At 70.3% G+C, this 12,506-nt stretch carries 9 protein-coding genes; 7 read left to right on the top strand and 2 right to left on the bottom strand.

From position 1 onward, the window contains the following. The first annotated feature begins 78 nt into the window (after positions 1-78). The 4 genes from AB0F58_RS01790 to AB0F58_RS01775 all read left to right on the top strand — a co-directional run bounded on the left by AB0F58_RS01790 (position 79) and on the right by AB0F58_RS01775 (position 4,291). Positions 79-804, top strand: a complete 726-nt coding sequence (locus AB0F58_RS01790) for a GNAT family N-acetyltransferase (protein ID WP_357136471.1) — start codon at positions 79-81, stop codon at positions 802-804. A gap of 567 nt (positions 805-1,371) precedes the next feature. Further along, positions 1,372-2,271 carry an iron-containing redox enzyme family protein gene (locus AB0F58_RS01785; protein WP_357136468.1) on the top strand — a complete coding sequence of 300 codons (900 nt, stop codon included), beginning with the start codon at positions 1,372-1,374 and terminating at the stop codon, positions 2,269-2,271. Next, positions 2,271-3,335 (top strand): iron-containing redox enzyme family protein, encoded by a 1,065-nt coding sequence (locus AB0F58_RS01780; RefSeq protein WP_357136465.1) that lies wholly within the window; start codon positions 2,271-2,273, stop codon positions 3,333-3,335. Before AB0F58_RS01785 ends, AB0F58_RS01780 begins: the two co-directional genes overlap by 1 nt. Beyond that, on the top strand, positions 3,308-4,291 hold the full coding sequence (locus AB0F58_RS01775; protein WP_357136462.1) for a DMT family transporter: 984 nt from the start codon (positions 3,308-3,310) through the stop codon (positions 4,289-4,291). The genes AB0F58_RS01780 and AB0F58_RS01775 overlap by 28 nt, the downstream gene beginning before the upstream one ends. 124 nt (positions 4,292-4,415) lie before the next feature. Here the strand turns inward: AB0F58_RS01775 and AB0F58_RS01770 are convergent, their stop codons facing one another. Then, positions 4,416-5,612, bottom strand: coding sequence for a GNAT family N-acetyltransferase (locus tag AB0F58_RS01770; RefSeq protein ID WP_357136459.1), 1,197 nt, complete (start codon positions 5,610-5,612; stop codon positions 4,416-4,418). 188 nt (positions 5,613-5,800) lie between these two features. Further along, on the bottom strand, positions 5,801-7,612 hold the full coding sequence (locus AB0F58_RS01765; RefSeq protein ID WP_357136456.1) for a family 43 glycosylhydrolase: 1,812 nt from the start codon (positions 7,610-7,612) through the stop codon (positions 5,801-5,803). Between the two features lie 780 nt (positions 7,613-8,392). On the opposite strand from AB0F58_RS01765, the gene chvE reads away from it, so the two are divergent. The 3 genes from chvE to mmsB all read left to right on the top strand — a co-directional run bounded on the left by chvE (position 8,393) and on the right by mmsB (position 12,439). Continuing rightward, the gene (chvE, locus tag AB0F58_RS01760; protein ID WP_357136453.1) at positions 8,393-9,568 is read left to right on the top strand and encodes a multiple monosaccharide ABC transporter substrate-binding protein; all 1,176 of its coding nucleotides are present in this window, start codon (positions 8,393-8,395) and stop codon (positions 9,566-9,568) included. Positions 9,569-9,653: 85 nt separating this feature from the next. Continuing rightward, positions 9,654-11,192: a multiple monosaccharide ABC transporter ATP-binding protein gene (gene mmsA, locus AB0F58_RS01755; protein ID WP_357136450.1), complete on the top strand. Its 1,539-nt coding sequence runs from the start codon at positions 9,654-9,656 to the stop codon at positions 11,190-11,192. Then, positions 11,189-12,439, top strand: a complete 1,251-nt coding sequence (gene mmsB / locus AB0F58_RS01750) for a multiple monosaccharide ABC transporter permease (protein WP_357136448.1) — start codon at positions 11,189-11,191, stop codon at positions 12,437-12,439. Before mmsA ends, mmsB begins: the two co-directional genes overlap by 4 nt. The last annotated feature ends 67 nt before the right edge of the window (positions 12,440-12,506 follow it).

The following is a 12,506-nucleotide window of genomic DNA, read 5'->3' as shown; positions in this document are numbered from 1 at the left end:
CGTGCGGACGCCCGGGAGCCGGGTACGCGGGTGCACGCTCCACCGAGCATGCCGACCCCCGGCGTTACACTCCTGCGGGTGATCGGATCGGGCGCCTACGTCGAGAACGCGTCGGCGATGTGGCGGGCGGTAGCCCGCGACGCGCAGCAGGACGACGTGTCCTTCCGGGCGGACCTGCCCCGGGTGACGCGGCTCATCCTGCGCGCGCCGGTGCCGGTGGCGGACGTGGCGCGCCTCCTCGACAGCGTCCCTGCCGCGAAGAGCGTCGTCCTGGAGGACACGTTCGGCGGCCGCGACGCCCTGCTGCCCGCCTCGACGGCACGGGTCCTGCACATGCCGGTGATGGTGCGCCCGGCGACGGAGCTGCCGACGGTCGCCGGCGAGACCGCACGGGTCGTCCGGGTTTCCGGTCCCGACGAGCTGGCCGTGGCGGAGCGCCTGATCGTGGAGGGTTTCCCGGTGTCCGCGCTGTTGCCGTGGCGCCGGGGCGAGGCCCTTCCGGCGCACCTGCTCGGGGTTCGGGGCTGGACCGCCTGGCTGGCGTACCGGCGGGGCGAGGCGGCCGCCGCGGGTTACACCTACGACGACGGTCGCGTGGTGGGCCTCTACTGGCTGGTCACGTCGCCTGAGCACCGATCGGCCGGGCTGGCGCGGGCAGTGCTGACCCGGGCCGTCCGGGCGCATCCGGGGCGGCCGTTCACGCTGGTCGCCACCGACGCCGGGCTGCCCCTGTACGAGTCGCTGGACTTCCGCCGGGTCGCCACGACCACCTGGTACTTTCGCCCGCCCGTCGGCGACCGGTAGCGGCAACCGGACCTCCGCGCGACCCCATGTGCCGCCGGTGTTTCTCCGGCAGGTACGGGTGCCCGCCCACCATTCGGGACGAGATCAGATGGGATTCGCGCGCTATCACCCTCGGTAGTCGGGCGGTGATCGCCGATCACGTTGTTTTTCTGCCCCTGTGGAAATTGCGGTTTCGACGGTATCACTCTCTGCGATATCAATTGATCGTCGCCACTGTCGGGGGTGTCACTGGCGAATTCGGCTGGTAGGGTCCCGGGCAGGTGGGCCTGCCTGGAAGATCGGCTTCTGACTGCTGACGGGGAGGTGTCTCATGAAGATCAAGCGTCGCAAGAAGGTCATCGCACTCTCGGCCGTGCACCTCTGATCCACCTAGTGTGAACCGGGCGGAGACCGGCCGGACCGGAGTGCCGGCCGGTCTCCGTTTCACTCCTCAGCCATGGGGGAAATGTGGGTAACAACATCCTGCCCGGCATGCCGATTCTCCGCGCTCGACCTGAGATCAACGAAACCGGAGCGATCGAACTCCATACCCGAAACGGAATCTTCGACGTCGACCCGGTGGACGGCGTGAGCCGGGAGCAGCTTCTCCGCGTCCTGCGACATCTCGACGGCCGTACCAAGATTTCCGATCTCTCCCACCTGGTGGATCTCGACGCCGATCGGCTCCACGCGATCATCGAGCCGGCGGTCACCATGGGCCTGGTCGACGACCTGAGCACACCCGACGCGAGGTCCGGGCTCGCCGCCCTGTCCCGGTTGGAGGACCTGCTGAACCGGCTGGTGGACGAGCTGGTCTTCCGGGGACCGTTCTGGCGTGCCGTGACCGAGCGGCCCGAGTCGCTGCACCACAACGTGTACTACGGCTTCGGCCTGGAGAACTGGTTCTTCCTGTACCAGGAGACCTTCTTCGACGGGCCGCTCGTCTCCCACCCCACCAGCGCCGCGCTGCGCGCCATGCTCCAGGAGTTCTACTACGAGGAGCATCGGCACGACGACATCGTCCTCCGGGCCTTCGTCCCGTTGGGTATCGGCAAGAACGACCTCCAGCGGGCGCGACCCCTGCCGACCACCACCGCTCTGATCAACCTGCTGTCCTGGTGGTCGCGCACCGACCCGCTGTTCTTCATGGCCACCATCGGAATCCTGGAGGGTCGCCTCGACGTCGACGGCGCCGGGGAGGACGAACCGGTGTACGACTCCTTCCTGGAGGCGTGCGGCCGGGCCGGGGTCCGGGAGGACTTCGTCCAGCCCATCCGGGCGCATGCCAAGGTGAACGCGAGCCACGACCACGGCGCGGTCAGCCGGGAGTTGTTCGCCGAGGTGCCCGGGGTCGACCGGGAGACCGAGCAACGCTGGCACGGCAAGGCGCATCTGTTCGTCGAGACGTACGCGGCCTTCTTCAACGGTGTCCTCGACTACTACAGCCGGCCCGACCGGCCCTTGCTGCGGCCGGTGGGGATCGAGTGATGGCGGAGACGGTGATGATCCAGAATCAGGGCTTCCGGCGACCCGTGCTGCGGTCCAGCGCCACCTGGCGGAAGACCTCCGACGGGGCCGAGCTGAGCTATCTCGACGGCCGACGGTTCATCGAGTTCGAGTTCGACGCCGACCGGCGGGAGGGGTTCCACCGGTTCCTGGAACTGCTGGCGCGCAGCGAGGCGCCGACGGGCGAGCTGCGGGCCGCGTTCCCCGGTGACGACAGCGAGTGGCAGGAGATGCTGGGTGCCCTCGACGAGCAGGGCATGCTCGCCGAGGGGCAGGAGGCACCCGCCGGTGGCTTCACCGGTGTCGGCGCCTACCCGCCCCTGCGCCGGCTGGCCGACGAGGTGCGGGAGACCGTCCGGAGTCCGCTCTACGCCGCCCTCGAGGACGGTTCGGTCACCCGGGAACAGATCATCGGGTACGCGGTCGAGTACTGGCACATCACGCACCTGTGTCCGCGGGCCGTGGCACCGGTACTCGCTCGGGACGACTTCGGCGTCGGTACCTGGCACAAGCTGATGTCCTTCTACCTGACCGAGCGCAACCACGACCGGATGCTGGAGAAGTCCCTCAAGGCCGTGGGCGTGACCCGGGAACAACTCCTGCGTGCGCAGCCGTTGCCGGCCACCATGGCGATCATGGCAGCCATCGGCGTGCATGCGTACCAGTTCCCGCTCGCCCTCATCACCGTCCTGTTCCCGATGGAGGAGCCGGAGCTGGACTTCCTGGAGCTGCTGGTGCGGCGGGCCCGGGAGTTGGGACTGCCGGAGGCCTTCATCAAGCCCATCGTGGACCACTCCGAGGTGAACGACGACGAGGCACACGATGCCGTCACGCTCGACATCCTGGCGGACTTCCCGTTCGTCAGCGAGGAGGAGTTGCGGGAGTGCGGCAAGGCGGTCGCCGACATCGTCGAGCAGCGCGCGCGACTGGACGCCGAGATCCTCCAGTGGTACGCCGCCGGCGACATTCGTGACTTCGGGTCACGCGACTATCCGTTGGAGTCCGGGAAGGCCCTGTCGTGCGCCCCGCTGACCTCGCTGGTCTGATCTCCCTGGCGGTCATCTGGGGGACCAACTTCCTCTTCGTCGAGCTGGCACTGGAGGGCACCGGTCCGAGCGGGCTGGTGCTCGGCCGGATGATCCTCGGCTCCGCCGTGCTGCTGCTCCTCGCCCGGATCCGTCGGGTGTCGTTGCCCGAGGGGCGCCGGGCCTGGCTGCTGATCGCCGGGATGAGCCTGTTCGCGCAGGCCGTGCCGCTGGTGCTCTTCGCCACTGGCCAGCAGCAGGTGACCGCTGCCCTCGCCGGGGTGTACAGCGGAGCGACCCCACTGCTGACCATTCCGATCGTCTGGTTGTTCCTGGGCTCACGGCCCTCCGCCGGGGAGATCCTGGCGAGCGTCGTCGGCTTCGCCGGCCTCGCCGTCGTGCTGTCCCCCTGGGACACCGCCGGCGGCTCGTACGTGGGTCAGCTCTTCTGCCTGGCGGGAGCGGTGTGTTTCGGCCTGGCCTACGCGTACACCGCCAAGGTGCTGGTGCTGGTCAAGGGCGACAAGCTCGCACTCGCGGCCGCGCAGGCGGTGTCCGGAGTGGCGCTCCTGCTGCCGGTGACGCTCGTGACGGAGGGCCCCGGGCGGGGGCCGGCGCTGCATCCCACCGTCCTGGTCGTCGCCGCCATCGTCGCGATGGGACTGGGTAGCGCGGCGGCTTTCGTCATCAACTACTGGCTGGTCGACCGGATCGGGCCGGTCCAGGCGTCGCTCGCGTTCTACCTCACACCGATCGTCGCCGTGGCGGCCGGGTTCGCCGTGCGCGGCGAGCGCCTGACCGCGCACGAGGCGGTGGGCAGCGCCATCGTGCTCGCCGCGCTCGGGCTGCTCTATGCCTTCAAACGCTCCCGGATCCCCGCGGGCGGACCGGCCGGGCGGACCGTCCCGCCGGTGTCGCCGGCGGACGCCGAGCCGGCCCGGCCGGCGCCGCTGCCGCCCCGGGCGAACACCAGATGACCACTCTCGACGTGCGGCGACCCCCGCCCACCCGGTCGGCGGCGCCGGCGCGGCGGGTGGCCGTACCGGACGAGAGGCGTGCGGCGGTACCGGCTGTCGTCGCGTCGTGCCTCCGGAGGCCCGGTCAGAAGTAGTCGAGCAGGTGGGCGGGGCCACCGACGGCGAGGAGGTCGAGGGCGCGGGGGTCAGCGCCCGGGTCGTGCCGCAGCCGGCCGGCCTGGACGAGACTCTCGGCGGTGGTGGCGCCGGCGTAGAGCTGGGCGAAGCCGAGCACGCCCAGGTGCAGGGCCGGTTCGCCGGTGGACCGGCTCAGCTCGGCCGCGCCGTCGGCGACGTCCAGCCGCCAGGCGCCGGTGTTCCAGTCGGCGAGGTCGTCCGTGAGGGTGAACTCGACGCTGCCGCGTGCGTACGCCGGCCAGCCGCGCTCCCGCACCGCCCGGGTCACCTCCACGGGCCGGTGCATCCAGGGCTGTTGCCGGTGCTCCCGGAGCGTCTCCAGGGGCAGCTGTGCGGTGACGGCGTCGCCGTCGAGCAGCTGCAACCGCAGTGTGGGGGCGACGCTGCGCCAGCTGGCGAGGACGCCGACGAGTTCCCGGGCCGCGTCGGGGGTGGTGGCGAGGACGTCGGAGACGGTGAGCACGGAATCGGGGCCGTAGCCGTGCCCCCGGTCCCAGCTGACGTAGCCGACCAGGTCACCGTCCTGCTCGACCAGGGTGACGCCGTCGGTGGGGAGGGCGGTGGTGGCGCCGAAATGGTCGAACAGCTCGCCGCAGCGGGTGAGGAGGCCCTGACGGTGGCGGGCGACCCGCTCGTACAGGTCGGCGACGGCGGGCATGTCCTCGGCGGTGGCGGCGCGGAGGCTCAGGTGCGGGGCGGGCCGGTACCGGGGGAGGTCGGCGGTGGCCAGGTCGACGGTGCGCAGGGTGCCCGCCACCTCCCAGCCGCAGGCCCGGTAGGGGCCGATGATGGTGGGAAAGAGCGCGCTGACGGCGGCACCCCGCTCGCGGGCACCGCGCAGCAGGGCGGCCAGCAGGGCGCGGGCGACCCCGCGACCACGCGCCTCGGGAGCGACGGCGACGCCGGCGACGTCGGCGGCGGGCACGGCCCGCCCGGACCACCACTGTTCGTGGTGCAGGTCGACGGCCTTGCCGCACAGCCGGCCCGCCGGATCGAACGCCCCGTAGCGGGTCGTGCCGGGCGTGCCGCGGCTGCCGGTGTCCGGCGGGGGCGGCGGGTCGTAGCCGAAGGCGTGACCCCCCAGGGCCCCGGCGGCGGGGGCGTCGTCGGGGGTGAGTTCGCGGACGGTGAGGGTGGGGTGCACCAGCCGACGATAGCCCCGGCCCGGTCGGCGTCGAACCGGTTTTCCCGAGCCCCGGGGAGACGTCGAACCGGTTCTCGCGAGGCCCGGGGAGACCCGGTACCCGTGCCGAATGATCGGTGCGGGTACCGGTTCCGGTGCGGGTCAGGCCGACGGGTCCGTGCGGACGCCGTCGGTGCCGTCGGGGCCGCTCAGGTGCGGGACCACTGCATACTCGTCGCGGAGCTGCACGTCCGCTGCTCCAGGGCGGCGCCGGCAGCGGTGGAGGCGCCGACCACGTGCAGGCACTTGTCGCTGTGGACGTTCACCAGGTGGTAGTAGCCGTCGCCGACCGATCGCCAGCTGAACGCCTGGTTCAGGCCGTCGTGGCAGGTGTACTGGATGATCTGCGCGCCGTCCGCCACCGAGGAGTTCGCGACGTCGACGCACTTGCCGCTGTTGACGCTCTGCAACCGTACGGTCCCGTTACCGGCGTCGAGGAAGCGCCACTGTTGCCAGGCCGCGCCGTTGTCGGTCCACTGGCCGATCACGGCGGAGTCGTTCAGGTTGGGTTGCTGGACGTCGACGACCTGTCCACTGTTGCGGTTGGTGATCCGGTATGCGGTCGGGGCACTGCCGCCGCCGAACTGCCACCAGTTGACGTTGAACAGGTTGCCGCTGCCGCCGGCGAAGCGCAGGTACAGGTCCCGAGTGCCGGTGGCTCCGCTCACCCCGCAGGTGGTGGTCGTCCAGTTCTGCCAGCCGCCGGTGCCGCCGACGGTGCAGGTGCCGACGATCGGGCCGCTCGCGCTGTCCAGCCGTACCTCGATCCGGCCGCCGCTGGTGGCGGAGGCGACCCGCGCGGAGAAGGAGGTGGCGCCGGTGCCGAACGCGACACCCTTGACCTTGATGTGGTCCCCGTTCTCGATCCAGCCGACGTTCATGCCGCCCTCGCTGGACGGCTCCGTCTCGATGCCGGAGCCCCAGGCGATGGTCTCCGCCTCCTGCCGGACGTACGGGTTCAGGGTGCCGACCTGGGGAGCGCCCCCGGTGGTCATGGTGATGGTGGGGAAGGTGCCGTTGGCGTTGTAGGTGAACCGTTCCACCGCCACCGAGCGGGTGTAACCGCCGCCGCCGGGCAGCGCGCCGTTGTGGTAGAAGAAGTACGACCCGCCGTTGTAGTCGATGATGCCGGCGTGGTTGGTGAAGCTGCTGCCCTGCCGGGGCATGAGTGTCCCTCGGTACGTCCAGGGCCCGGTGGGGCCGGGCGCGGTCGAGTAGCCGATGAACTCGGAGCAGCACTCCGCCGCGAAGACGTTGTAGTAGAGCCCGCCGCGCTTGTAGACCCAGGGGCCCTCCTCGTAGAGGGTGGGACGGCTGGGGTTGCCGGTGCGGGTGCCGAACCCCGCGGTGGTGAGCGGGATCTGGGTCGGGCTGCCGGAGAACGAGATCATGTCGGGGTTGAGCCGCACGTACCACAGGTTCGGGTTGCCCCAGTACAGGTATGCCTGGCCGTCGTCGTCGACGAAGGCGTGCGGGTCGATCTCGCCGTTGCCGACCAGGGGGCGGCCGAGCGCGTCCCGGAACGGACCGGTCGGGCTGTCCGCCACTCCGACCCCGATGACCATCTGTCCGTTCGAGCGTTGCCGGACGGGCACGTACCAGTAGAACTTCCCGTTGCGGGCGATGACGTGCCCGGCCCACGCGTTGGCGTCCGCCCAGGCGAAGGTGGCCAGGTTCATGGGCGTGCCGTGGTCGGTCCAGTTCACCATGTCGGCGGACGAGAACACCCGCCACTCCCGCATGGTGAAGTAGGTCGAGCCGTCCTCGTCGTGTCCGGTGTAGAGGTACACCCGACCGTTGTGCACCATCGGTGCCGGGTCGGCGGTGTAGATGTGCTGGACGATCGGGTTGTCGGCGTGTGCCGTGCCGGGCAGCAGGGCGACCGCGCAGGCCAGACTCGCGATCGTGGCGATGACGCGCCGGAGTGCCGCTCCGGCCCGGAGTGGAGCGCGTAGCTTCACGACGTACCCCCAAGGTGTCGAGCGATGGTGTCCACACACGGCGATCCGCCGCGCTGCCGGCACCCGCTCCGTCCGTCGGACGACCGGCAGCGCCGGGAGCTTTGTTATCGATAACATCATGAGCCGCGCGCTTCCGCACCCGATCAGCATCGATCTGACCTGCGCCTACCTGGTGGGGCGATTCGGCGCTGGGTCGGGCAGTAAGCCTGTTCCATTAACGCTGACATCGACTGTTCACGATGCACCGTACTGGCCGTGGCGGTGACCGTCAACGAGCGGTCCGGCCTCCCCGGAAAGTCCGGGGGCGCGTGGGGGTGGACCCGCCGGCCCGGAAGGGGCTAGCGTCGAAGCTATTGACGTTTGACGCTGTTAGCGCTAACATGCTGCATCACGAGTTGGTCGGACCCCGGAGACAGGCACCACGGCTTGCGGGAGCGGCACCGATCGCGGCTGCGGCCGGGGCCTACCGAGGCACACCCCTGATCTCCACAGGCCCGCCGCCAACCGTGCTGACGCGACCCCCGGTCGGCACCCGTGGCGAGGACGCGCTCGTGCTGCTTCCGCGCGTCCGGACAGGAGCGAGTCATGACGTCCGGTGCGGTCCGCCCCTGCTTCCCACCGGGTGCCCGGGGAGACCTGGCGGTTCCGCACCCGGTTGCAGTGACGGCGCCCGAGGGCCGATCCCCGGACGGGACCGGCGCCGGCGCCGCACGGGCGGGACGGCGGTGGCGGCGACGCTCACCACGCACGCGGCTCCCGCCCACGAGTACGGAGGGTCCTATGTCCAGCAGTACGGAGGGGGAGAGCATGCTCGTGCGCAGACGAATCCTGGCCACTCTCGGTGGGGCGGCGCTCGTCATCGGCCTGGCCGCCTGTAGTGGTGAGGGAGCCGGTGGCGGCGGCGACACCGGCGGGGACCGGCCCGCCGAACTGACCATCGGCGTCTCGATGCCGACGCAGACCTCGGAGCGGTGGATCGCCGACGGCAAATCGGTCAAGGAGAAACTGGAGGCGAAGGGGTACCGGGTCGACCTCCAGTACGCCGGGGACGACATCCCGACGCAGTCGCAGCAGGTCGACCAGATGATCACCCAGGGCGCGGACGTGCTGGTCGTCGCGGCGATCGACGGGACCGCCCTCAGCGGCCAACTCCAGGCGGCGGCGGACGCGAAGATCCCCGTCGTCGCGTACGACCGGCTCATCCGGGACAGCCCCAACGTCGACTTCTACGTCAGTTTCGACAACTACAAGGTCGGGGTCGCCCAGGCCGACGCACTGTTGGTCGGCCTCGGCCTGAAGAACAAGGACGGTGCGAAGGGCACCGCGACCGGTCCCTTCAACGTGGAGCTGTTCGCCGGCTCGCTGGACGACAACAACGCCCACTTCTTCTTCGACGGCGCGATGGACACGCTCAAGCCGTTCATCGACGCCGGCACGCTGAAGGTGAAGTCCGGCCAGACGAAGATCGAGCAGGTGGCCATCCTGCGGTGGCAGCAGGAGACCGCGCAGAAGCGCATGGAGGACCTGCTCACCTCCAGCTACAACGACGGCACCACGGTCAGCGGGGTGCTGTCGCCGTACGACGGCCTGTCGCGGGGCATCATCACCGCCCTGCAGAACGCCGGCTACGGCGCGGCGGCCAGGAAGATGCCCGTGGTGACCGGTCAGGACGCCGAGATCGCGTCCACCAAGCTCATCAACGACGGCGTCCAGGGGTCCACCATCTTCAAGGACACCCGCCTGCTGGCCGAGCAGGCCGTGGTCACGGCCGAGGCGTTCCTCCAGAAGAAGGAGCCGCAGGCCAACGACACCAAGACGTACGACAACGGGGTCAAGGTCGTCCCGGCGTTCCTGCTGCCGGTCCAGACCGTCTACAAGGACGACATCAAGCCGGTCCTGATCGACTCCGGTTACTGGACGGCCGAGGAGGTCGCCGCCGGGCAGGCGAAGGGCTGACCCGGCCCGGTGCGCCCGGTGGTGGCACGACCGCCGCCGGGCCTGCCGGCGTTGACCCCGACGGCTTTCGAGCAGGACGGTTCCCATGCGCGAGCACATCCTCGAAATGCGCGACATCACGAAGACCTTCCCCGGAGTGACGGCGCTCCGGGACGTGTCGCTGGCCGTGCGGCACGGCGAGATCCACGCGATCTGCGGCGAGAACGGTGCCGGAAAGTCCACCCTGATGAAGGTGCTGTCCGGGGTGTACCCCGCTGGCGACTACGACGGTGAGATCGTCTTCGACGGTAGGCCGGTCCACTTCCGGGGCATCCGGGACAGCGAGTCGCGCGGCATCGTCATCATCCATCAGGAACTGGCGCTGGTGCCGCACCTGTCGATCGCGGAGAACATCTTCCTCGGCAACGAGCGCCGGGGGACGGGCGGCCTGATCGACTGGAACCGGACCAACGCCGAGGCCGCGCGCCTGCTCGCGGCGGTCGGGCTGGCCGAGAACCCGGTGACCCCGGTCGTCGGGCTCGGCGTGGGCAAGCAGCAACTGGTGGAGATCGCCAAGGCGCTGTCGAAGAAGGTACGACTGCTGATCCTGGACGAGCCGACCGCCGCGCTCAACGATGTCGACTCGGCACACCTGCTGGGCCTGATGCGCCGGCTGCGGGACCAGGGCATCACCTGCATCATGATCTCCCACAAGCTCGGCGAGATCGTCTCGGTCGCCGACTCGACCACCGTGATCCGGGACGGCCGGACGGTCGAGACGCTGGACATGAGCGACGCCACGGCCACCCAGGAGCGGATCATCCGGGGCATGGTCGGCCGGGACCTCGCCGCCTTCTATCCCGAGCGGGTGTCGTCCCCCGGCCGGGAGGTGCTGCGGATCGAGAACTGGTCGGTGCGGCACCCGACCCAGGACCGGTTGGTCGTCCAGGGCGCCTCGCTGACCGTCCGCGCCGGTGAGGTCGTCGGCATCGCCGGGCTGATGGGCGCCGGACGCACCGAGTTGGCGATGAGCGTGTTCGGCCGCGCGTACGGCCGGGACGTCACCGGACGGCTGTTCGTGCACGGCCGGGAGGTCCGGGCCCGTACGGTGGCCGAGGCGATCGGGAACGGCATCGCGTACGCGACCGAGGACCGGAAGCGCTACGGCCTGAACCTGATCGACGACATCCGGCGCAACATCTCGGCCGCGGCCCTCGGCAGGCTCGCCAGGTTCGGCTGGGTCGACGGCAACCGGGAGATCAAGGTCGCCGAACAGGGCCGGCGCGACATGAACATCAAGGCGCCGACGGTGATGGCGGTGGTCGGCAAGCTCTCCGGCGGCAACCAGCAGAAGGTCGTCCTGTCGAAGTGGCTGTTCACCGACCCGGACGTGCTGATCCTGGACGAGCCGACCCGGGGCATCGACGTCGGCGCGAAGTTCGAGATCTACACGATCGTCAACCGGCTGGTCGCCCAGGGGAAGGCGGTCGTCATCATCTCCTCGGAGCTGCCCGAACTGCTCGGCATGTGCGACCGCATCTACACCCTCGCGGGCGGCCGGATCACCGGCGAGCTGCCGGTGGGCGCGGCCACCCAGGAGAACCTGATGGAACTCATGACGAAGGACAGGGATCGCGTCGCATGACCAGCACGAAGCCCCCCACCACACCGAAGAGCGGATCGCCCTCCGCGACCCCCGCCGCCGCCCTGCACACCGGAACCAGCGATCCGCGGACGCTGTTCCTGGGCAACCTGCGGCAGAGCGGCATCTACGTCGCCCTCGTGGTGATCGTCGCGCTGTTCGCGGTGCTCACCGACGGCGTCTCGCTGAGCCCCGGCAACATCACCAACATCGTCCTCCAGTACTCCTACATCCTGGTGCTCGCCATCGGCATGGTCATCGTGATCATCGGTGGGCACATCGACCTCTCCGTCGGGTCGGTGGTGGCGCTCACCGGCGCGGTCTCCGCCGTGCTCGTCATCCGGGAGGGCCTGCCCTGGTGGGTCGGCATCCTCGCCGCGCTCGCCGTGGGCGTCGCGGTCGGTGCCTGGCACGGTTTCTGGGTCGCGTACGCCGGGATCCCGGCCTTCATCGTCACCCTGGCCGGCATGCTCCTGTTCCGCGGTCTGACCCTGCGGGTGCTGGACAACATCTCGCTGTCGCCGTTCCCGGGGGAGTACCAGCGGGTCGCCGCCGGGTTTCTGAACGGGCTGTTCGGCGGGCAGGGTTTCGACGCGTTCACGCTCTTCATCGGCGCCTTCGCGGTGGCCGGGTACGCGGTGAGCGGCTTCCGGACCCGGCTGGCGCGCATCCGCTACGAGCAGCCGGTGGAGTCCTTCCCGCTGTTCGTCGCCCGGGTGGCCCTGGTCGGCGCCGTCGTCATGTACTTCGCCTGGCAGTTGGCCCACGCGCGGGGCCTGCCGATCGTGCTGATCGTCCTGGCCGTGCTGGTGCTGGTCTACGGCCTGGTCACCCGGCGTACCGTCTTCGGCCGTCAGGTCTACGCGATCGGCGGCAACCTCCCGGCGGCGATGCTCTCCGGGGTCCGGGTGAAGACGGTCAACTTCTGGGTCTTCGTCAACATGGGCTTCCTGTCCGCCGTGGCGGGCGTGATCTACTCGTCGCGCTCCAACGGGGCCCAGCCCGCCGCCGGCAACATGTTCGAGCTGGACGCGATCGCGGCGGCGTTCATCGGCGGCGCGGCGGTCACCGGCGGCGTCGGCACGGTGGTCGGTGCCATGGTGGGTGGCCTGATCATGGCGGTGATGAGCAACGGCATGCAGCTCATGGGGGTCGACCAGTCGGTCCAGTCGGTGGTGAAGGGCCTGGTGCTCCTGGTCGCCGTGGCGTTCGACGTCTACAACAAGCGGCGCGCCGCCGGCAGCCGCTGACCGGTTGGCCGGCCGGGTGGCTCACCCCCCCCCACCCGGTCGGCCGGTCCGCGGTCAGTGTGCGGGG

The sequence above is a fragment of the Micromonospora sp. NPDC023956 genome, assembly GCF_040639195.1.
In the GTDB taxonomy this organism is placed as follows: domain Bacteria; phylum Actinomycetota; class Actinomycetes; order Mycobacteriales; family Micromonosporaceae; genus Micromonospora.
Note: the sequence above shows the minus strand (reverse complement) of the source record. Positions and strands in the feature narration are given on the sequence as shown.

What these genes read in the sequence shown, in the direction of transcription:
- chvE (WP_357136453.1), top strand. Translation starts at nt 8,393, where the DNA reads ATGTCCAGCAGTACGGAGGGGGAGAGCATGCTCGTGCGCAGACGAATC.
- mmsA (WP_357136450.1), top strand. Translation starts at nt 9,654, where the DNA reads ATGCGCGAGCACATCCTCGAAATGCGCGACATCACGAAGACCTTCCCC.
- AB0F58_RS01780 (WP_357136465.1), top strand. Translation starts at nt 2,271, where the DNA reads ATGGCGGAGACGGTGATGATCCAGAATCAGGGCTTCCGGCGACCCGTG.
- mmsB (WP_357136448.1), top strand. Translation starts at nt 11,189, where the DNA reads ATGACCAGCACGAAGCCCCCCACCACACCGAAGAGCGGATCGCCCTCC.